19 protein-coding genes are annotated in these 22,979 nt (G+C 32.2%); 15 read left to right on the forward strand and 4 right to left on the reverse strand.

The features are described 5' to 3' along the window. The first annotated feature begins 61 nt into the window (after nt 1–61). The 5 genes from recJ to HDR40_RS01665 all read left to right on the forward strand — a co-directional run bounded on the left by recJ (nt 62) and on the right by HDR40_RS01665 (nt 7,017). Nucleotides 62–2,335: a single-stranded-DNA-specific exonuclease RecJ gene (recJ, locus tag HDR40_RS01645; RefSeq protein ID WP_290625646.1), complete on the forward strand. Its 2,274-nt coding sequence runs from the start codon at nt 62–64 to the stop codon at nt 2,333–2,335. A 120-nt stretch (nt 2,336–2,455) separates the two neighbouring features. Beyond that, complete coding sequence (locus tag HDR40_RS01650) at nt 2,456–2,983, forward strand: adenine phosphoribosyltransferase (protein ID WP_290625648.1); 528 nt, start codon at nt 2,456–2,458, stop codon at nt 2,981–2,983. A gap of 299 nt (nt 2,984–3,282) precedes the next feature. Continuing rightward, complete coding sequence (gene abc-f / locus HDR40_RS01655) at nt 3,283–4,782, forward strand: ribosomal protection-like ABC-F family protein (RefSeq protein ID WP_290625650.1); 1,500 nt, start codon at nt 3,283–3,285, stop codon at nt 4,780–4,782. Nucleotides 4,783–4,811: 29 nt separating this feature from the next. After that, the gene (locus tag HDR40_RS01660) at nt 4,812–5,546 is read left to right on the forward strand and encodes a hypothetical protein (protein ID WP_290625651.1); all 735 of its coding nucleotides are present in this window, start codon (nt 4,812–4,814) and stop codon (nt 5,544–5,546) included. Nucleotides 5,547–5,703: 157 nt separating this feature from the next. Beyond that, nucleotides 5,704–7,017, forward strand: a complete 1,314-nt coding sequence (locus HDR40_RS01665; RefSeq protein ID WP_290625654.1) for a hypothetical protein — start codon at nt 5,704–5,706, stop codon at nt 7,015–7,017. Between the two features lie 54 nt (nt 7,018–7,071). Here the strand turns inward: HDR40_RS01665 and cls are convergent, their stop codons facing one another. Next, a complete protein-coding gene (gene cls, locus HDR40_RS01670) occupies nt 7,072–8,562 on the reverse strand; it encodes a cardiolipin synthase (protein ID WP_290625655.1) in 1,491 nt (496 codons plus the stop codon). A gap of 156 nt (nt 8,563–8,718) precedes the next feature. Here cls and HDR40_RS01675 point away from each other — a divergent pair, with 156 nt between their 5' ends. Next, on the forward strand, nt 8,719–9,228 hold the full coding sequence (locus HDR40_RS01675; protein ID WP_290625657.1) for a dihydrofolate reductase: 510 nt from the start codon (nt 8,719–8,721) through the stop codon (nt 9,226–9,228). 15 nt (nt 9,229–9,243) lie between these two features. Here the strand turns inward: HDR40_RS01675 and HDR40_RS01680 are convergent, their stop codons facing one another. Further along, nucleotides 9,244–9,696 (reverse strand): hypothetical protein, encoded by a 453-nt coding sequence (locus HDR40_RS01680; RefSeq protein WP_290625659.1) that lies wholly within the window; start codon nt 9,694–9,696, stop codon nt 9,244–9,246. A 54-nt stretch (nt 9,697–9,750) separates the two neighbouring features. Beyond that, nucleotides 9,751–12,027, reverse strand: a complete 2,277-nt coding sequence (locus HDR40_RS01685; protein ID WP_290625661.1) for an HAD-IC family P-type ATPase — start codon at nt 12,025–12,027, stop codon at nt 9,751–9,753. 117 nt (nt 12,028–12,144) lie between these two features. Here HDR40_RS01685 and HDR40_RS01690 point away from each other — a divergent pair, with 117 nt between their 5' ends. The 9 genes from HDR40_RS01690 to HDR40_RS01730 all read left to right on the forward strand — a co-directional run bounded on the left by HDR40_RS01690 (nt 12,145) and on the right by HDR40_RS01730 (nt 21,877). Continuing rightward, entirely contained in the window at nt 12,145–13,014 is an 870-nt protein-coding gene (locus HDR40_RS01690; RefSeq protein ID WP_290625663.1) for a LysR family transcriptional regulator, read from the forward strand. Nucleotides 13,015–13,631: 617 nt separating this feature from the next. Then, complete coding sequence (locus HDR40_RS01695; RefSeq protein WP_290625665.1) at nt 13,632–13,790, forward strand: hypothetical protein; 159 nt, start codon at nt 13,632–13,634, stop codon at nt 13,788–13,790. Nucleotides 13,791–13,958: 168 nt separating this feature from the next. After that, nucleotides 13,959–14,540: a phosphatase PAP2 family protein gene (locus HDR40_RS01700; protein ID WP_290625667.1), complete on the forward strand. Its 582-nt coding sequence runs from the start codon at nt 13,959–13,961 to the stop codon at nt 14,538–14,540. A 181-nt stretch (nt 14,541–14,721) separates the two neighbouring features. Further along, nucleotides 14,722–16,008, forward strand: a complete 1,287-nt coding sequence (eno, locus tag HDR40_RS01705; RefSeq protein ID WP_290625669.1) for a phosphopyruvate hydratase — start codon at nt 14,722–14,724, stop codon at nt 16,006–16,008. Nucleotides 16,009–16,161: 153 nt separating this feature from the next. Further along, nucleotides 16,162–17,784: an ATP-binding cassette domain-containing protein gene (locus HDR40_RS01710; RefSeq protein ID WP_290625671.1), complete on the forward strand. Its 1,623-nt coding sequence runs from the start codon at nt 16,162–16,164 to the stop codon at nt 17,782–17,784. An 80-nt stretch (nt 17,785–17,864) separates the two neighbouring features. Further along, the gene (gene bsh / locus HDR40_RS01715; protein ID WP_290625673.1) at nt 17,865–18,842 is read left to right on the forward strand and encodes a choloylglycine hydrolase; all 978 of its coding nucleotides are present in this window, start codon (nt 17,865–17,867) and stop codon (nt 18,840–18,842) included. Between the two features lie 421 nt (nt 18,843–19,263). Continuing rightward, a complete protein-coding gene (locus HDR40_RS01720; protein ID WP_290625675.1) occupies nt 19,264–20,121 on the forward strand; it encodes a MetQ/NlpA family ABC transporter substrate-binding protein in 858 nt (285 codons plus the stop codon). A gap of 12 nt (nt 20,122–20,133) precedes the next feature. After that, nucleotides 20,134–21,183, forward strand: coding sequence for a methionine ABC transporter ATP-binding protein (locus tag HDR40_RS01725; RefSeq protein ID WP_290625677.1), 1,050 nt, complete (start codon nt 20,134–20,136; stop codon nt 21,181–21,183). After that, nucleotides 21,176–21,877, forward strand: coding sequence for a methionine ABC transporter permease (locus HDR40_RS01730; protein ID WP_290625679.1), 702 nt, complete (start codon nt 21,176–21,178; stop codon nt 21,875–21,877). Before HDR40_RS01725 ends, HDR40_RS01730 begins: the two co-directional genes overlap by 8 nt. 61 nt (nt 21,878–21,938) lie before the next feature. On the opposite strand, the gene HDR40_RS01735 is transcribed toward HDR40_RS01730, so the two are convergent. Continuing rightward, nucleotides 21,939–22,835 (reverse strand): SEC10/PgrA surface exclusion domain-containing protein, encoded by an 897-nt coding sequence (locus tag HDR40_RS01735; RefSeq protein ID WP_290625681.1) that lies wholly within the window; start codon nt 22,833–22,835, stop codon nt 21,939–21,941. Nucleotides 22,836–22,979 lie beyond the last annotated feature (144 nt).

Raw genomic sequence — 22,979 nt, forward strand, 5'->3', positions numbered from 1 at the left:
GTTAATTAACTATAATTATCTTCTATGTAATTGAATAGAAATTGGGGATGGAAATTTGTACATGAAATGGAAGCAACGACAGAAGAAAACTTTATCAGCTGAATTAGTTGATAAATTTCAATTAACTCCTCTGCAAACAAAGTTATTTGCATTGCGTGAAATTAATACAGCTGATAAATTAGACTTTTGGTTAAATGCAACGGAATATAATTTGGCTGATCCTTATTTAATGCATGATATGGACAAAGCAATTGAGCGTATTAATCAAGCAATTGATCGTGGCGAAAGAATAACTATTTATGGAGATTATGATGCCGATGGTATTACTGCGACTGCGATTATGATGGAAACATTGGAAATTTTAGGCGCAGATGTTAACTTCTTTATCCCAGATCGTTTTGAAGATGGTTATGGTCCTAATATGCAACGGTATCAAGAAATTGTTGCCGATGGTACTAACTTAATTATTACTGTTGATAATGGTGTGACTGGTGTTGAAGAAATTAAATATGCGAAAAATCGGGGCGTTGATACAATTGTAACAGATCATCATACTTTTCAAACTAAAAAACCAGATGATGCGTATGCTATAGTTCATTGTAATTATCCGGGGCAGGATTATCCATTTGATGATTATTGTGGGGCAGGGGTGGCTTATACAATTGCTCGTGCTTTAATGGATGATTCTATGAGTGATATGCTTGATCTAGCTATGATTGGAACCATTGGAGATATGGTAAAGGTTAACGATGAAGGACATATTATTGTTAAACGTGGTCTAGAAATTTTAAATAATACTCAAAGACCTGGGTTAAGAGCTTTAATTAAAAATGCTGGATTAACTCTTGGACAAATTACAGCAGTGGATATTGGGTTCGCTATTGCTCCACGTTTGAATGCTGTTGGTCGATTAGATAATGCTAGATTAGCTGTAGAACTTTTACTAAGTGATGATGAAGGTCAAGCTCAAGCAATTGCTGATAAAATTGAAGAACTTAATAATCAGCGAAAAGATTTAACTCAAGTAGTTTATAAAAAATGTCTGCAACTTATTAAGCAAAATGGTTGGCAAAATCGTAATACTTTGGTATTTTATGATGCTGAATTTCATGAAGGGGTATTAGGATTAGTTGCTAATAAAATTGTTGAGGCTGTCCATAAACCAACTATTATCCTTACACAAGGAAAAAATGGACAATTAAAAGGTTCAGGGCGTTCACCTGAAGGATATAATCTATTTGATGCCCTAGAACCATTGAAAAATAGTATCTTGACCCAATTTGGTGGACATGATTTTGCTTGCGGCTTATCTTTAGAAAAAGATAAATTAAATGAATTAAGGCAAACATTTGAATCAAAGTACCACCATGAATCTTCTTTAGCAGTTAAGGAATATGACTGTGAACTCTCTTTAAGTAATACTAATCCTGACTTAGTTGAAGAAATAAATTTAGTTGGACCATTTGGAACAGGTAATCCAGAACCAATTTTTTCTATCACAGATCCATCAATTTCTAATTTTATGAAAATGGGTCAAGATAAAAATCATGTTCGATTTACAACTAAAAATAAAGAAGGGCGTCTTCAAACTATTGGTTTTAATAGACCATATTTAACTGAAAAACTTTTACCGTTTATTCACCAATTGTTTGTCACCCTCTCACTTAATCATTGGAAAAATAAGGTAAATCTGCAGGCAATGATTAAGGATATTGATTTTGAAGCACCGAAATTAGCTATTCCAACTTCAGTTATTGATTTGCGACAAGAAGATTATATTATGGGGTTTGCTGATCGATATTTATTATTTAATAAGAAAAATTATTCTTGGGCAAAAAATAAGTTAGGAATTGATGATAAACACTTAGCTCTCGTTGATGACTATAATAAATCTGATGAGATGATAGTCTTATTAGATACGCCCACGAGTCAAATTCAGTTAAATAAGGCATTAGCAAAGGATTATCAACAATTATACTTACGTTTTTTAATAAATCAGCTACCAGTTGATCAAATTCCTTCAAAGGAAACTTTTGCTAGAACTTTGAAATACATCTATTCTCATCCCCAATTGGCTCCAGAAGATTATGAACAAGTAGCACCATTTTTAGGTTTAAATTATGATAACATTCTATTTATTTTACGAGTATTTTTTGAATTAAAATTTGTAAAATATGAAAATAATAAAATTATCCCAATTTCAAATCCTGAGAAACATCCGCTATCTAGCTCTAAATATTATCAAGCTATTTCTTCTCAATTAAAATTTACTCACCAATTAAGAACAATGCCTTCAAAACAATTATTAAACTATATTAATAGCTTTACTAAATAATAAATTATTAATTTTCTAACAATGTTCGAGTTTTAAGTGTTTTTTATCATAAAATTTGATAAAATATAACAGTTAACGGTGGTTCTGTTATTTGAGAGCCAAATGGAGGTACTCTTTTTTATGGCAATTGATTTTAGAAAGCATATTGCAAGCGTTAAGGATTTTCCTAATAAAGGCATTACATTTCGTGATATCACCCCAATTTTACAAGATGGTGAATTATATCGAGCAGCTACTCATGAACTAGCTGAATATGCTAAAAGTCGTGGAGCTGAAGTAATTGTAGGTCCAGAAGCACGTGGCTTTATTGTAGGCTGTCCTGTTGCAACTGAATTGGGAGTAGGATTTATTCCTGCACGTAAACCTCATAAGTTGCCTCGTGAAGTTGAAAGAGCTTCATATGATTTGGAATATGGTTCAAATGAATTAGAAATGCATAAAGATGCTATTAAGCCTGGGCAAAAAGTCGTTATTTGTGATGACTTAATGGCAACTGCTGGTACTTTGCACGCAACTAAGGAATTAATTGAACGCTTAGGTGGTGAAGTAGTTGGTGCTGCATTTTATATTGAATTAACTAATCTTAAGGGAAGAGATATGTTCCCAGATACTGATATTTTCTCATTAGTTAAATATGATGATGAATAGTTAATTTTTAGTCCTGAAATTCAGGGCTTTTTATTTTTCTTGAAAAGATAATTTTTTCATGGTAGTATACTAACATCAATTGAAATTTGTCTTAAGAAAGAAGGATTGTCCGTTGCGTTCATTAATTTTCTAAAAAGTAGTAGTCAAATAACTGTTTATTTGTAGACGTAGAGACTATACACTTTTTTAGATGATTAATGGATAGACGGATATCCTTCTTTTTGTATGCTCAAATTTTCAAAAAGAGAGTCTATCCTGTAATTACTGAAGGAGTGGACTCTCTTTTTTGAGGTGATTGAATGAGTAATATAGCGATTAAAAATCTTTCTTTCAGATATGAGGATAGTAGTAAAAATATCTTTAATGACTTGAACTTGAATTTAGATAGTTCTTGGAAATTGGGTTTAGTAGGCAGAAATGGTCGAGGAAAGACAACTTTTCTTAATTTACTTAGAAGAAAAATCCATGGAACGGGAACAATTGAGCCTAAGTTGAATTTTAGTTATTTTCCAATTAAGATTGAGAATCCAGATAATATCACTCTTTATGAATTACAAAAGCAGATTGATTTTGAAGAATGGCAGTTAAGGCGAGAATTAAACTTAATGGGGGTTAATGCTGATCTTATTTGGCAACCATTTAATACTTTAAGTGGTGGTGAACAGACAAAAGTTTTACTGGCGCTTACTTTTGCGGATCAAGATTCTTTCTCACTAATAGATGAGCCAACTAATCATTTAGATAAAAAGAGTAGACAAGAAATTGTGAAATATTTGAACCAACAAAAGAGTGGTTATATTCTTATAAGTCATGATCGAGAATTTTTGAATAAGGTAACAAATCATATTTTAGCAATTGAAAATACGGAAATTCACTTATATCAAGGTAATTACGCAGCTTATGAAGATACTAAAGCTAAACGTGATGGTTTTAATAAAGCTAAAAATGAAAAATTACGTAGTGAAATTATTTCTTTAAAGAAAAGTGCTCAGCGAATACGTCAATATTCTGAAAAATCAGAAAAACAAAAAGATTATCGCACTCATACTAATGAGCCAATGGGAATGTTTGATCGGGGCTATCTGGGTCATAAAGCTGCAAAAATTATGAAAAAGTCTAAGAATATGGAGAGACATCTTAGTCAGAAAATTGATAAAAAAGAAGGATTACTCATAAATATTGAAAGTTCTCCAGAGTTAAAGATGAATTTTATTCCTAATTATCATTCGAATTTATTAGATATAAGGGATTTAACGTTATCAATTGGTAAGAGAAGATTATTTGCCGATTTAAACTTAGTGGTGAAAAATCATGGAATAGTAGCTTTAGAAGGTCAAAATGGTTCGGGCAAGTCAACGTTATTACGTTTGCTTTTAGGAGATGCAGAAGAAATTGAAAAATCAGGAAGAATCGTTTTGACAAACGGTTTAAAAATCTCTTATTTATCACAAACGTTTTCTCAATACTATGGAACTTTAATGGAATTTTCTAAAAAAGAAAAATTAGACTATACATTGCTACTTAATACTTTAAATAAAATGGGGATGCCACGTACTACTTTTTCAACTCCTATCGAAGAGATGAGTGTGGGACAACAAAAACGGGTCGCAATTGCAAAGTCACTAGTTGAACCAACTGATTTATATTTGTGGGATGAACCAGCAAATTACTTGGATGTTTTTAATCAGAATCAACTGATTAAATTACTAAAAAATGTTCAACCAGCGATGTTGCTAGTTGAACATGATCAGTATTTTATTGAGCAGGTGGCTTCAAAACGAATAAGTTTAAATAATTGATTCAAAGTATTAAGAATAAAGGAATAATTATGGGGTCAAAAAATATTAGAATTAAAGGTTATCAAGAAAATGTTAAAAGATTAACTTTATTTTATAAAAGTGACTTTTACCAAGAATTAATGCACGAATATCCAAATTATCTTCATAAAATCACAGATACGCTTTATGAAGATGGAGATTTATTAGATAAAAGTTTATATGAAGCTTTAAGTTATAAATATGGGTTGCCAATAATAAAAAAACGAAGCATTTATGGGCTTAGTCAAATAGTTAATGGAGATGAAATAGTATTAGGAGCGGATATAATTTGTGGATACAAGAGTTTAATAAAATATTATCCTGATTTTGATAAGTGGATTAAGGCTTATTCTTTGATAAGAAGTAAAATCAATTTGCACTATTTATGGCCAAGGCATAATTTACCAACCATAAATACGCTGCGTTATACGATATATAAGGATAGAATTGATTATACTTTGTTTGATTTAAAAAATTATTTTGCTGGTAACAAAACTCTTATGATGCCAGCTTATAATAATTTATTGACTCAAAAGTGGTTATCACAGTTTCACGATGATTTTGCATTATTTATTAATAATATGAAATTAAATATGTTTGTTGATAAAGAATATAATGTCTTAAATATCGCTACGCAATTTTCAAAAGTAATAGAGGAAATACCGCCTAAATCAGAAATAAATAAATCTATTCCACTGTACATTGAAGGTATTTTATGTTTAGTAAGAGCTGGCGTATTTGATTAATTTTTCAATAGTAGTTGATTTGATAGTATATATTCGATAAATAAGTTTTACGGCTATGAGTATTATAAATGAATAAGTTTAAATAATTGATTAGACATATTTAAAAGCTAATAATAAATTATATGTTAAAAAGTAATTACTTATGGGAGAAGCTTTTATGTCAATAATTAAAAAATATTCAACTACTATTACTAAAACAAATGCATTTATTATTAATTATTGTCCTTATTTAATTTATATTTTATTAATTAGTCGTGATGGTAACTTTGTTAGAAATCTTTTGCCGTTAGCTTTCTTTTATGCTTTTAGAAGAACTGCGTTATTCATCTTTATTGATCTTAGAAGTCACTATAGTATCTTAGGATGGATTGGGATAGTTAGTGCAGCGTTAGGATACTTCTTAGGATTGTTTGGGCAGTTGAACGGTGTTTTCTGGGATTTATCTGGTATTTTTGCAGGGATTGGTGCAGCAATTTTTCCAGCGGCATCCAATCAAATGGAAAGAATTAAGAAATACAAAAATTTAACTGAACAAAAATCTCAGTTGGGAATTTTATTAGGAATATTTATAGTAACTTTATCGCTGATTGCCTTAACGATTAAACGATGGCCAGTAATTTCTTTTGCTTTGCTGTTATTTTACAGTGTGGTAGGAATAATTAACTATAGTATGATTGCTCGTCCGCAAGTTTTAAGAAAACCAATAAAATTACATTTTACAAATTTGGTTATAGTTTTAATGCTTTGGGTAGCAATGTTTTTAATGGAATATGGTAGAAATACTGGAGTAGTTAATATTGTTCAATGGTCAGTAGTGTTATTGGCATTATTTATAATTGCGCTATTAATTTTATTATTTGTTAATAGACAAAGGCAGACTACTGCTTCATATAATACTTACTTACAAATTATACTTTATGGTATTTGTGCTCAGTTTTGGATTACTTATAGTGCTGTCTTTATCACTATTGTTCATGGAGTTACAGCATTTTATTGGGTTTTTGCTTCATATATTGCCGGTATTATTTTGGGCAAACCAGTTGTTAAGTTATTTTTACGTATTTTCAAGATGAGAGAGGTCACAATTAGTATCAGTGGTATAATTTTGGGTATCTTATTAACTTTTTGGTTCCCAGGATACTTTATTGGAATATTTTTAATTAGGGCTTTCGCTAGTTATCAAAAGTCTAATGCCTTGGATGTTTATGAAGTTGAGAGTAATAATTATCAATCATCTTATATTGTCAGTTATTATTTAACTTCAGCTTCAGCGATGATAACTTTACTTTTAATGTGGGGAAGTTTATTATTACTTAATCGTTTATCAGGATTCAATGCAATTTTAAATGATATGCTTTATCATAAATTAGCTACCCAATATTTATGGAGTATTGATATGACACATATTGTCATGGCCGCTTTTATGATATTGATGGCATTGTATACTCTACATATTTCAAGAGAAGAATAGAGAAAAAAATCATTTACTATTTGCCTTAGTGCAGCTAGTAAATGATTTTCTTTTTTATAAAATTGGTGAAAGCAACCTAGAGAAGTATTGTTTAAATTTACGCCAATTAGATTGTTTGGCGAAATATTCATTGGTCATTAAAGTACTCTTCTTGATATCATCTTCAAAAATTTTCTTTAATTTTTGAGCAAGGTCCTTATTGTAAGTAAATGCATTGACTTCAAAGTTTAATTTGTAGCTTCGAAAATCTTGATTAGCAGACCCAACAGAGGCAATATTAGAGCCACTGACCATCGTTTTAGCATGAATGAAACCATTATTGTACTTGTAAACCTTAATTCCTTGACTAGTAAGGTATTTCGAGTAGTATTCAGTAGCACGATATACAAAAGCATGATCGGGCATACAAGGTACCATTACCCGCACATCAACACCACTTTTGGCAGCAATAACTAAACTTTCTAACATAGGATCGCCTGGAATAAGGTAGGGTGTTTGAATATAGACATATTCATTTGCTTGAGCAATTATTTCTTCGTAACCTCTACGAATACCAAAGTTAGCACTGTCTGGACCAGAAGAAACAATTTGCATTGGGACGTGTTGAGGATCATTATCAGGCATTTTTAGTTTAAAGTTCTTAATTTCCTGTTCAATATTGTACTTTGGTACGTGAGTTTTACGGCAAGTAGTGTTCCAATCCATTGCAAAACGTACTTCCATCATAATGGATGCCTGGCCTACAACACGCAAGTGAGTATCTCGCCAATGATGGAATTTTTCACTTTTATCCACATACTGATCACCTATATTAAAACCACCAATATAACCAATTTTATGATCAATGATTACTAATTTGCGGTGAAGATGATAGTTAAGACGAGGAGTAGTAAAGTGGTGGTTACCAGAACTTGAAATAAATGCTTGTGCTTGTCCACCTAATTTTCTAAGTGGATCAAAAAATTTAGGCTTTGTACCACGAGAACCACTCGCATCATATAAAACCCGCACATCGACGCCACGTTTAGCAGCTGCTACCAAAGCATCTAAGACGCGATTGCCCAATGAATCATCGTAAAAAGTATAAAATTCAATATTAATAGATTTTTTAGCTTGGTTAATATTTTCAATGATGTTATCAAAAAGTTTAGGCCCATCGATAAAAATTTCGACATTGTTATCAAAGGTTAAAATAGCATCGTCATTATTTAAATTAAGGTCAACTAGTCGTCTGGTTCGATGATATCGGTCTTTTTTTGGTAATAAATCATTTTGATTAAGTAATTTATGCTGTTCTTTTAAAAAACTATCACGTAATTTTTTTTGTTCTTGTTGAATTATAAAAATATCGTCGTGGGATAATTGTCGTCCGACAAATAAATATAGAATAAAGCCAACATAGGGAAACAGTGTAAGTACCAAGAGCCATGCCCAAGTTGAGGCAATATCCCGATGACTTCTAAAAACTGTCCAAATAGCGAATGCGACATTTATGAGCCAGAGAATTTCAATAACGCGACGGATAACATCCCAAGTCCATATCATAAGAATTTCTCCTTTAAAAATTATTTAAATGACTGTTTCATTTTATCATAATATAGGAGTTTTGATTAAAGCTGTTTTTTGATTTCTTGTATAGTACAAAATGTAGTAGACTTGACGATATAAACCACTAGATATGGACCAAGAGGGGAGAAAATTATGATTAGTTTTGTGTGGGCTGAGGATGAAGTAGGTAATATTGGTTATCAAGGTCATCTGCCCTGGCATCTACCAGCTGATTTACAGCATTTCAAAGAAAAAACAATTGGTCATCCAATGGTAATGGGGAGAAAAACTTTTGATAGTTTTCCTGGAGTTTTACCTAAAAGAAAGCATATTGTTTTGACGCATAGTCAGGATTTTAAGCAAAAATATCAAACTAATAATCAAGTAGAAGTTTTTATAAATTTAGCTGACTTGAAAAATTGGTTAAATAGCCAAACTAAAGATATCTCAATTATTGGCGGTGTAAGTTTGTTCAAAGAAATGCTTAATAAAGTAGATGTTCTAGAGCAAACAAAAATACACCACCAATTTAAAGGTGATGTACAAATGGTGCCAGTAGACTATAAAAAGTTTGAATTAGTTAATGAAGAGAAGCATTATGCAGATGATAAAAATAAGTTTGATTATACATTTTTAACATATAGAAGAAAGACTGGGGATTAACCTCAGTCTTTTTGATTAAAGAAATACAAGATTAATTAGTCCAGAGATTATATGACAAATCGAAAAAAGTAAAATAGGACCAAGAGCAAACCAATTTTTTCTATCAATATCAAAAAGTAAAAATATTAAGCAAGGCGCGGTGGCTAAACTGACAATAATTAAATCATTGGCAACGCTACTATAGTACAAAATCCAACTGACAAAATATAATAGGCAGCACAATAAGGTTGCAATAATAAGTGGAGAACATCTAATTGGTTCAGCTTTGGTATTTTTGAAAAAACATAATGTAATCATCATTAGTATCTGAAAGATAGAAGAAAAAGTATCCAGGACTTCTGTAGTGGAATTGATTCTTAGAATATCATTTGGTGCTGGAATGACAAACCAAATAAGATTGGGAATCATAATGATTAAAAATAGCATTAAGGACCAAGGATCAAAAGTTAATTTATAATTTTTTAACATTTTTATCTTCCAAAAATCCCTTATATCTAGGAATAGAAATAAGGGATGAAATAACTATCTATTTTTCATAATTGGTTGGTAGACTAAGTCAATGACAATTGCAGCAAGAAGAGCTACAACAATAGTTAATCCTAAATTAGGTAGGGTGATTTTAGTCATTGCTAAACCAAAAATAGCTAAAATAAAGGTTAATAGAACATCGATAATTTGAACAGTTCCAACCATCTTAGATGGGTGAGATTGCCAGAAGTACTTTCTAGTACGAGTAATTAAAACGATTAACATTGCACTAAGTACGAGGTAAACATAGACCATCGTAGAAACTGTACCATGGCTGTAACCATGTGTATTTAAATACCAAACAAAGATAAAGCCAATTAAGGTCCAACCGGCAGCAAGTGAGAAAGCAATTTTAGCTAAGCGAGCCATATTCCAATTTTCTGGTTTATAGGTAATATGAGTTCTGTCAGTACCGATCATCATTGTAACCATATTATTCATTACGGTGTAGATAACCATTGCATTGAGGGCCATGGGAATGTAATTGAAGAATAGGTAACCAAATGTTAAAAGCATCGTTAATTCAGCAGTTCTGGCAAGCTTAGTAAGTGACCAAGTAGTCATTCTTTGGTAAACGCGATGTCCAGCATCCAAAATTTTGACAATTGATGATAATCCATCATCTAAAAGTACCATTTTACTTGAGCGTTTAGCAACGTCGGCTGCATTAGAAACAGCGATGCCGACTTCTGCTTGTTTAAGAGCAGGGGCGTCATTTACACCATCTCCAGTCATTCCTACAATATAACCTTCTTCTTGGAATGTTTTAACCATTCGCAGCTTGTCTTCGGGTAAAACATCTGCAATTCCTGCTAAATCATTAACATCTGTTTTTTTGGTGAAATCATGAATTGAAATAACTTTACCAGTTAACCCAACTTCTTTAGCTACTGCTTCCGCAGTTTTTCGATTATCACCAGTTAACATAATCGTACGAATACCGCGCTTTTTAAGCTCCGCTAGAGCTTTTTTAGAGTCTTTTCTAACTTTATCTCTTAAGATAAAAATACCGGCTAATTTATTATCAACTAAAACTGCAACTGAACGGCCTGCAGCAAAGTCAATATTATCCGTTAAATTATCGGCATTTTTGTCGATTAAAGATAATTGTTTATATGAACCTAGTTTAATGTTATGTCCATCAATTTCAGCCATGGAATAACCTTTGTTAGAAGTAAAAGGCATAAAGCTAGTTGGTGTTTGTATTGGAATATTATTTTTGGCAAAATATTCATCTAAAGCTTGATCAATAATACTTTGATTACGTTGATCAACAGCAGCAGACGCTAATTTCCAAATTTCTTGATTGGACATCTTAGAAAAGTTGGTCCAACTTGCTACAGCTGTTTTGTTTTCTGTAATTGTTCCAGTCTTATCTAAAAGCAAAAGATTGAGGTTAGCAGCATCCTGAATACCTGTTAAATCAGCAGTTAAGACACCTTCTTTACTTAAGCGAGTTGCTTCAAATGAATTGGAAAGGGCAAAAGTTGAAGGCATAGCTACTGGAATAGAGGCAATGAACATCATAGCTAAGAATGGCAACATGTTAATAAAAGTTTCAAAATTTCCACCTTTGATAAAAGAAGCTATGATGATCACTAAGGTTAAAACGCCATCTAGGAGACAAAGATAGTAGATAATCTTTGTTAGTAATTGTTGTAAATGTCCAGGTGCAGCAGAATTGTTGATTAAGTTGATGGTTTTGCCAGTGCGTGAATTCTTTCCAGTAGCAGTAACGATTGCTAAGCCGTGTCCTTCAACAACTGTGGTACCAGCATATGCTTCAGAATTAATGCCTTTTTTTATAGGGTTTGATTCACCTGTGATTGAGCTTTCATCAAAGGAAAGATTACCAGCGATAATTTTCACATCAGCAGCAAGGACGTCACCACGATTTAAACTAATTAAATCGCCGACAACGAGTTGTTTAGAATCAATTTTTATCCATTTGCCACTACGTTTAACTGCGACAGTTGGTGTCAATTGGTGAGAAATACTGTCTAATACCTTACGCGATTGCTTTTTCTTAGAAGCACCATTCCATGCTGCAAAAAGAAGCATTCCTAATACAAATAAACTTTGAATCCATTTTCCTAAAAAGAATTCTAGAAGTAGTGCAGCTTCAAGAATCCATGCAGATAAATTCCAAAGCTTACCTGCAAATTCTTTCCAGAAATTATATTTGGGTTCTGGAACTTCATTAAGACCGTCTTTTTTTAAACGTTCTTCAGCTTGAGCTTGAGTCAAACCTTGTAATTCTTTATCTTCCATATAAAAATCCTCCAATAAATTCTTTCCTTAGCTAGTTTATCGCAGATATTGTATTTTAGAAAATATCAATTTAAAATAAAGGATATATAAATAATTAATAACTAATGGGTGATTTATATGAATATCAAACAACTTAAGTATTTCCTTGTAGTAGCTCAGGAACGACAGATAACGGCTGCTGCTCATCGACTTTATATTGCTCAACCACCATTATCATATCAACTTAAACAGCTTGAAAAGGAAATAGGTGCTACTTTGTTTACCCGAACAGCTTACGGAATTGAGTTAACTGAAGCAGGGAACAGATTTCAAAAGTATGCTGAACAAATTGTTAATTTGAGTCAGATAGCTAAAGAAGAAGTAGGTAAAGAAGAGTCTGGTGAAGTAGGAACGATTAGGCTAGGATTGATTTCTTCTAGCGGAGATATCGTACCCACTGATAAGTTTTCTCAGTTAACAAAATTCTATCCTAATTTAAATTTTGAAATTAGAGAAAATAATACTTTTGGTGTAGTAGAAGATATGAAAAAAGATCTCATTGATATGGGGATTGTGCGGACTCCATTTAATATGAAGGGTTTAAAAAATATTGAATTAAATACAGATAAAATGGTGGCAGTTTTTAATGAAAAATATTATTTTCTAGATAAAGAAAATTTACAAATTAATGCTTTAAAAGATAAACCACTGATTTTGTACCGTAGATTTGAATCGATTTTTAACGAAAGTTTTAGTCATCAAGGAGTAACTCCATTTTATGCAGTTAAGTGTGATGATGCACGGACAGCAATTTTATGGGCTGACCAAGGAATGGGAATAGCATTAGTTCCAGAATCAATTGCGAGAGCATATGCTAAAAATAAGTTTATTGTGATAGACCACTCTAGTTGGACAACGCACTTAGAATTAGTGTGGCGGACAGATAAAACGATTACTCCTATCATGAAGAAAGTTATTAACATGTTTGCAAATAAAAAAACTGAGTAAATTCTCAGTTTTTAGTACGTGTAATAGTAATAGGGTTAGCTAGATAATTTTTAAGTGCCCGTTTAATTCTTTTAGTTTTTGATGGATGAAAAACGATAATTTTAGCCATTAGTTTATGCCCTCACTTGTATGATTATTTTGATAATTCATAGATTAAAGTAAAAGTGTGAAGAATTTGTGTAGCTTTTAAGGAGTATATGTGAAAGTATTATAGAAATCGTTTAAATATTGAAATGATTTTGATATACTCTGTGGAGTAAAGTAATTAAGTTTTTTATTCTGATTATTTAAAAATGGCTTGGTTGGAGGATCTTTTTAGTGTGTTCCCCACGCAAGTGGGGGTGATCCTACTGATAGTCTCAATAAGCATATTTAAACTATGTATTCCCCACGAACGTGGGGGTGATCCCACTTTGTTGAGCGTGATCCTTGGCATATCTATGTGTTCCCACGAATGTGGGGGGATTCTACAATTTTTAGCTTGTTGATATATATGAGTAGTCGAGTGAAAAACTAATAAAATTTTGAAAGCTAATTGTGAACACAATAATAGCTCTTGGTTTGCGAGTTTTACACTAGCTGATTAGTATGTACTTTAATCATAGGAGAATACTATTATGATTGTAATTAAAATTATTGCTTTAATTATTGCAGCTATTTTAGTAGTAGCATGGTGCTACTATCGAATTAGATTAGTCCAGGCTAGAAAAGAAGGGAGAAGCTTGAAAGAGCGTTTAAAGCAAAAGGAGACAAAGAATGCCGAAAATTACGACTAAAGCAGTTAGAGTTGATACTGATTGAACGCTTAAAGAAGCCGCTGCAAAAGAGATAAAGGAGTAAGAGGATTCAAAGTATTTAGTTAAATTTGCTAAAAATTACCCCAATTTTATAAAAATCCTGTTAAACTATTACATGGAATTAATTTGGGTTATTGAGGTAGTATTGTGAACTGGAAATGTCCTGTTGATATTATGATTGCTGCCATAATTTTAGTAGCATTAATTTTTAATATTAGAAATTCGCGTTTATTTAATTTTTATGATCATTGGTTACACCATAAATTGATAAGAAAAGATGATTCGCGATTATGGCAAGTAATAACTTTTTTAAATGAACCAAAGCTGATTGTTATTTGGGATTTGCTCTTAGCCTTTATTTTAGTAGCTACTCATCATTATTATTTAGCAGTTTGGGTAGTTGCAACTTTGGCTTTTTCTGATTTAATGGGCATTATTTTGAAAAAATCCATTAAGCGTCGTCGTCCAGTTAATCCTAACAAAAAAAGAGAAGGCTATAGTTTTCCAAGTGGCCATGTATTAAGTATAACTGTGATGAGCTTAATAATTTGGAAAATTTTTGGTAAGCAGTGTGGTATTGGTTTATTCATTATACTTTTGATTAGTTGGTCCTTAGTAGTAATTTCTAGATTAAATATGCGCGCCCATTATCCATCTGATGTTCTGGGTGCCACCACGCTAGGAATACTATGTTTTACAATTGCACAACAAATTTTAAGTCTAGCTTAAGTGCTAGGCTTATTATTTTACTAGAAAATTTATGATTTAAAAGTTTACATCCTCACAAAGTTGAATTAAAATAAATTTGTAGTCAAAAGGGCGACTTGCCCAGAAGTGATAAGAGAGACTATCTAATCTTTTTGATTAGTAAGTATTTTTATCACAAATTCTAAGGAGGATTTTTTTACTAATGCTCAAATCAGTTATTGAAAACGTACATGCACTTGAAATCTTTGACTCACGTGGTAACCCAACTGTTGAAGTTTTCGTTACTCTTTCAAACGGTGTCGTAGGTAAGGCTGAAGTTCCTTCAGGTGCTTCAACTGGTGAAAACGAAGCTGTTGAATTACGTGATGGCGGCGAACGTCTTGGTGGTAAAGGTGTTATGAACGCTGTTAACAACGTTAACACTGAAATTAATGATGCTTTGAAGGGCTTAGACCCACATGATCAACCAAACATCGACGCAACTATGATTGCTTTAGATGGTACTCCAAATAAGGGCCGTCTTGGTGCTAACGCTATCTTGGGTGTATCTATGGCTACTGCTGCTGCAGCTGCTAAAGACAACCACCAACCATTATACAGATACCTTGGTGGTACTGATCTTGAAATGCCACAAACTTTCCACAACGTTATTAACGGTGGTGAACATGCTGACAACGGTATTGACATTCAAGAATTCATGATTACTCCAGTTGCTAAGACTTCATTCCGTGATGGTTTTGAAAAGATTGTTAACGTATACCACACTTTGAAGAAGGTTCTTGAAGATATGGGTTACGAAACTGGTTTAGGTGACGAAGGTGGTTTCGCTCCTAACATGAAGAACTCAGAAGAAGCTTTAAAGGCTTTACACGAATCAATCATCAAGGCTGGTTACAAGCCAGGTGAAGATATTGCTATTGCATGTGACTGTGCTGCTTCTTACTTCTACAATAAAGAAGATGGCAAGTACCACTTGGAAGGTAAAGTTCTTACTGATGAAGAATTATCAGACTACTACGACAAGTTGCTTGAAGAATTCCCAGAATTAATTTCTATGGAAGATCCATACGACGAAAATGACGTAGAAGGTATGGTTAAGTTTACTGAAAGCCATAAAGATCGTGTTCAAATCGTTCTTGATGACTTCATTTGTACTAACCCTAAGCTTTTGAACAAAGCTATTCACGAAGGTGCCGGTAATGCTTCATTGATTAAGTTAAACCAAATTGGTACTGTTACTGAAACTCTTGAAACTATTCGTCTTTCACGTAAGAACGGCTACAACACTATGATTTCTCACCGTTCTGGTGAAACTGGTGATACTTTCATCGCTGACTTTGCAGTTGCTGTTAACGGTGGTCAATTGAAGACTGGTGCTCCAGCTCGTTCAGAACGTGTTGAAAAGTACAACCGTTTACTTGAAATTGAAGAAGAACTTGGTAAGGGTGAACGTTTAGCATTCTTCCCAGACAGCGTTGACTTAGACTAATTTTATTAGTGCTAAGTAATAAAGAATCGACTTAAGTCGATTCTTTTTTTTATTTAAAAAATAAACGTTTATTACTTTTTGAGTGGGCATCATGATATACTGACATAGTACATTTAATAAATATATTGACTTAATTGAAAGGAATTAACAGATTTGATTACAGTATCTGACTTAAGCTTAAATTTATCAGGCCGTACACTATACGAAGACGTAAACTTAAAATTTACTCCAGGTAATTGTTATGGAATTATTGGGGCAAATGGTGCTGGTAAGTCGACTTTCCTCAAATTACTGGAAGGAAAAATTGAACCAACAAGTGGAAATATTGCTATTGATTCTAATGAAAGAATGTCTAGTCTTAATCAGGATCACTTTGCTTTTGAAAACTTTACTGTAATGGATACAGTAATTCAGGGTCACAAAGAACTTTATAAAGTAATGAAGGAAAAAGATGCTTTATATGCAAAACCTGATTTTGGTGATGAAGATGGTGTTAAAGCAGCGGAATTAGAAACTAAGTTTGCAGAACTTGATGGTTGGAATGCTGAAGCTGATGCATCCCGTCTACTTCAATCCTTAGGTATCCCTGAAAGTATCCATCAAAGTATGATGAGTGAGTTACCTGAATCAGAAAAGGTTAAAGTTTTACTTGCCCAAGCTTTATTTGGTGAACCAGATATTCTTTTACTAGATGAACCTACTAACGGTTTAGATGTTCATACAATTAATTGGTTAGAAAATTTTTTAGCTGATTATCCTAATATTGTTATTGTTGTTTCTCATGATAGACACTTTTTAAATCAAGTATGTACACAAATGTGTGATGTAGATTATGGTAAGATTCAACTTTATGTAGGTAATTATGATTTTTGGTATGAATCAAGTAAGTTAGCCTCAGAATTGGCTGCTAACCAAAATGCTAAAAAAGAAGAGAAAATTAAAGAGTTACAAGAATTTATTGCGCGTTTTTCTGCAAATGCATCCAAATCTAAGCAAGCTACTTCACGTAAGAAGCAATTAGAAAAGATTACCTTAGACGATATTCGTCCATCTTTACGTAAGTATCCTTATGTAAAATTTGAGCCACATCGTGATTTAGGAAATGATCTTCTGAAGGTGGATAATGTTTCTTATAGTATTGATGGTGAAAAGATTTTAGATAATGTTTCATTTATTATTCGTCCTGGTGATAAGGTAGCCTTTTTATCAAAAAATACTTTAGCTACTACTGCTTTAATGGATATTATCGCTGGTAAACTTAAGCCTGATACAGGTACTGTAACTTGGGGACAAACTACTGCATTTAATTATATGGCACGTGACTTAAATGCTAACTTTAACAATGATGAATTAACTATTTTAGATTGGTTAAGACAATATGCGTCTAAAGAGCAAGATGATAATACATTTTTACGTGGATTTTTAGGAAGAATGCTTTTTAGTGGCGATGAAATTGAGAAGAAAATTAAAGTGTTATCTGGTGGAGAAAAAGTCCGTTGTCAGTTATCTAGAATGATGTTACAACCAGCTAATGTTTTAGTTATGGATGATCCAACTAATCACTTGGATTTAGAATCAATCACATCCTTAAATGATGCTTTAAAAGATTATCCAGGATCTATTTTATTTACTTCTCACGATCATGAATTTATTGAAACTATTGCTAACCATATTATCGAAGTTGGTCCGAAGGGTATTGTTAGCCGCGCTGATACTGATTACGATGAATTTTTGAGTAGAGAAAATATTCAAGAACAAGTTAAGAAAATTTATTAAAGTTAAAATTGTAATATAATTTTATTACGCAGATGGTTGTGGTACACTACTTATAGATTAGTATAATAAGGAGAAAAAAGATGTGTACATCAATTATTTATAGTTCAAATAATCATTATTTTGGTCGTAACCTTGACTTGGAAATTTCTTTTGGTCAAAAGGTAACTATTACCCCTAGAAATTATGAATTTGATTTCCGTAAGATGCCAAAGATGACTAATCACTACGCAATTATTGGTATGGCCATGATTGCTGATAATTATCCATTATATTTTGATGGTGCTAATGAACAAGGTTTAGGTATGGCTGGTTTAAACTATGCCGGTATTGCAACTTACTTACCAGAAAATCCAGATAAGGATAATGTGGCTTCATTTGAATTCATTCCTTACATTTTGGGTCAATGTAGTACTGTTGAAGAAGCTAAAAAGTTAATTGAAAAAATGAATATGGTAGACATCAACTTCTCCGAAAAGATGGTTGCTTCATCACTTCATTGGTTAATCGCCGATAAAACTGGTGCTTCAATTACTGTTGAACCAGATGCTGACGGTCTTCACTACTACGACAATCCTGTAGGTGTCTTGACTAATAATCCACAATTCCCTAAGCAAATGATGAATTTAGCAAATTATGCTTCTATTTCTTCAGCACAACCTAAGAATACTTTTGCTCCAAATGTTGATTTAGATATGTACAGCCGTGGTATGGGAACTCATTTCTTACCAGGTGGTGTAGATTCTGAAAGTCGTTTTGTTAAAGTAGCATTTACTTTACAACATGCACCAAAGGGCAAAGATGAAATTGAAGATGTAACTAACTACTTCCACACTCTTCATTCAGTTGAACAACAAAAAGGTTTAGATGAAGTAGCACCAAATACTTTTGAGTTTACTATTTATTCAGATGGTATCAACTTAGAAAAGGGTATTTTCTACTACACTAACTATGATAACAATCAAATTAATGCAATCGATATGCATAAAGTTGATTTAGATGGTAAAGACTTAGTTAGCTATGAAGTTATTGAAAAGCAAAATATCAATTTCCAAAATTAATTATTAAATGAAGATACAGAAAGTATTCTGTATCTTTTTTTATTAATATAATAAATAAATTTTAAAATAAAAGTAAATAAGGGCTTGACTATTTTTATCTCACATTATAATATATTTTTAACAATTCAAATCAAACATTTTTTAGTTGAGTAAATGCTGATTCTACTTTTAGAGAGTCTATGTGTGGTGAAAATAGATAGAGATAAGCATTGAATATGGACTAGTATTTTAAATGGCAGTAGTGAAGTTATTTAACTACTGACGGGGTTGCACTCGTTAACAATGCAAGGTAATTCTTATATCTTTATAAGAGCTACTTACTGAGACCAATTTTAACGTAAGTTATTGGTAAATTAAGGTGGTAACACGAAGCATTCGTCCTTTATTAGGATGGATGCTTTTTTATTAGGAGGAAAGTACATTGCATAAAAAAAGAGTAAGGAATAGGATAATTTGGAGCATAGTGGTAATTGTAATTTTGATTGCAGGTTGGTTTAGTTTTGGGCCAACAGAAGGTTCAAATACTGCTAGTCAAAAGGTTGTTACTGTTGGGGTAGTTGGTTTAACCAAACAAGATGAAACAATTTGGAAAAGTGTAGCTAAAACAGCAAAAGAAAAGTATGGTATTACCATTAAATTGAAAAATTTTACTGATTATAATCAACCCAATAAAGCTCTTGCTAATGGGGATATAGATTTGAATTCATTTCAGCATTATGCGTTCTTAAGCTCGTGGAATAAGGCAAATAATGGTTCAATAGTTTCGATTGGTAATACTTATATTGCACCTATTAGAATCTATTCTAAAAAATATAAGAGTATTAAAGATTTACCGGATGGGGCAACAATTGCAATTCCAAATGATGCTTCTAATGAATCACGTGCTCTATATGTTTTAAAAAATGCAGGTTTAATTAAGCTTAAGAAGGGTGTTAAATTAGCTACAATTGCAGATATTAGTTCTAATCCTAAGCATTTAAAGATTAAAGAAGTTTCTGCAGAGCAAACTGCTAGAGTAATTGATGATGTAGATGCAAGTATTGTAAATAATACTTATGCAGCTCCAGCTAAATTAGGTAATAAGGAAACAATCTATGTAGAACCATTAAATAAAGATTCTAAACAGTGGATAAACATAATTGCTGTTGATAAAAAGAACAAGAATAAAAAAATTTATAAAGAAGTTGTAAAAGCATTTCAAACTGAAAAAACTAAGAAGTTAGTAAAGAAACTTTATGGTAGTACCGAAGTAACAGCTTGGGGTTTAAAGTTAAAGTAGGAGGGTATAAGAATGACTACACAAATTAATTTAAAAGATATTAGTGTACAATTTGGTGATAATAAAGCTGTTAACGATGTGAGTCTTAAAATTAGTAAAGGTGATATTTATGGCATAATCGGCTTTTCAGGTGCTGGTAAGTCTACTTTGGTAAGAACTATTAATTTACTTCAAAAACCAAGCTCAGGCTCTGTAGAAGTTAATGGTGATATTTTATATGCGGATGGAAAGTTACAAGTTTCTAAAAAACAGCTCCAACAAAAACGTCGTAAAATTGGAATGATTTTCCAGCATTTTAATTTATTAAATGAAGAAACAGTATTAGAAAATGTAGCGTTTGCTTTAAAACACGCAAATTTATCCGATGATGAACTTGAAAGTAAATCATTGTATTTACTTGAGTTGGTAGGTTTAAAGGATAAAGCTGATTTTTATCCGGCTCAATTATCAGGTGGTCAACAACAAAGAGTGGCTATTGCTAGAGCGTTAGCTAATGAACCAGATATTTTGATTTCTGATGAAGCAACTAGTGCACTTGACCCTAAAACAACTAATCAGATTTTAGATTTACTTTATGATTTAAATAAAAAGCTTAAGTTAACAGTAGTTTTAATTACTCACGAAATGGAAGCAGTAAAGCGAGTAGCAAATAAAATTGCTGTAATGGAAAATGGAAAAATTATTGAGAAGGGCAGTTTGCGGGAGGTATTCTTACATCCACAAAAAGAACTTACACGTCAATTTGTCGGAGGGGCTTTACAAGTTCGTCATATTTTAAACAATTATAATTTTGCGGAAATAGATCCAGATGAACAGTTATTCCAACTTGTTTATAGTATTAATAATGTGACTAAATCAGTAGTGGCTGATTTAGATATTGCGCTTAATACTAAAGCAAGCATTCTATACGGAAATGTAGAAGTTTTGAGCGGTGAGCCAATCGGAACGTTAGCAATTTTACTTAAATTAGACTCTAAAAAGCAAAAAGAAGCGATTAAGTTTTTAGAAAGTAAAAATGTAGTGGTTACTAAATTAGATAAAGGAGTGCTAACAAATGACTAATTTTTTTACTAAATATTTTCCAAATGTAATCTCTTTAGGTTGGAGTGGGGATGCTGGATGGGGAACAGCTATCTTTCAAACCCTATTTATGACATTTTGGTCAGCAATTTTTGGTGGGATTTTAGGAATTATTTTTGGATTACTCCTGGTTCTTACTAAGCCTAAAGGAATTTTAGCTAATAGATTAATTTATAATGTTGTCGATAAAATTGTTTCAATTTTTAGAGCTGTACCATTCATTATCTTATTAGCATTTGTTGCCCCCTTAACTCAAAAAATTGTAGGTACACAAATAGGTATGAAAGCTGCTTTAGTACCTTTAACTTTGGGAGTATTTCCTTTTTTTGCTCGTCAAGTTCAAGTGGCTTTAGAAAGTGTAGATTCAGGAAAAGTAGAAGCTGCCCAAGCTTTAGGTGCATCAACTAGTGATATAGTCTTTGATGTTTACTTAAAAGAAAGTAGATCTGAATTAATTAGAGTTTCAACAGTAACTCTGATTAGCTTGATTGGTTTAACTGCAATGGCTGGTGCTGTAGGAGCTGGTGGCTTGGGTAATACTGCTATTTCATATGGGTATAACAGATTCAATAATGATGTTACCTTGGTTGCTACTTTACTAGTTTTACTCTTAGTACTCATTGTGCAAATAGTTGGTGATTGGTTAGCTAAAAAATTAAATCATCAAGAAAGATAAAAGAAAAAGCTTTGAGAAAGTACATAATATTGTGTGCTTTCCCAAAGCTTTTTGTATTTATTTAAAGATTACTTTTAGTACTAAATTTTTTAGAATTACTGATATATTGTTTAGCTACACCAATGAAATGCACGCTAATCTTAGAATGATCAGAAGGTAAATCTGAAAAACTTAAACCAAAATATTTATAGGCTGCATCATAATTCTTTAATGAACGCAAACCTAATAAGTCACCTGCATGTTCCCATTCTGTGTAATAGCTACTATTATTATAGTCAGCTTCACGACCATAGAAACCACCGAACAGCATTTGCTTGACGTTGAAGTATATCTGTTCTTTTAAAGCATACATTGAACGAGTAGTACCGTGGAATTCAGAAGTAATAGGTAGTCCACTTTCATCTTCATATACTTGACCTGCGTTTTTGAGACCAGATGCAACAGCTGCACGAGTAATGCCGGCTACATAGTGATCTGGATCCCAGACACTCTTGTTATTGTCATGATATTCTTTGGCAACTCTATCGGCAAATTGCATTGCTGATTTATTTAAAATCCAAGGTTTTTTACCCATTTTAGATCTTGCAGAGTTGATTAATTTTAGGGCATAGCGGTTAATTTCTAATTTTTGACTTTGCGTTAAATTAGTAACATCAACAATCTTGTTTTTATCACTTTCATCACCGTAGAAAGTATTAGTTTTTATACCAGTTTTAGAAGCGGCAATTAAAGCTGCTTTATTCTTTTTACTTATCTTGTTGTTGTTAACTTGTAAAATTCTTTTAGCGGTATATCCTTTTGGAAGTGTAATAGAGGAATTTGTAGCAGCTTTTACTATTGTTGGTTGGTTATTTTCATTAATAACACTGTTAGTGTTATTATTGGAAAAAGTGATACAACCAAGTGTAATTAATGATGCTATTGATAATTTTTTTATTAATTTCATACTTTTCTTCATTATATATCTAGCTTTCTTATTCCTTTATTTTATACGGTTTTACCGCATCGACTTAACTATGTTAACAGTTTTGAAATAAGAAAAACAGCCCTAAAAATATAAAATAACGCATAAAAACAATATAGCTATAATATAACTGCAAGC

The sequence above is a fragment of the Lactobacillus sp. genome (assembly GCF_014803895.1).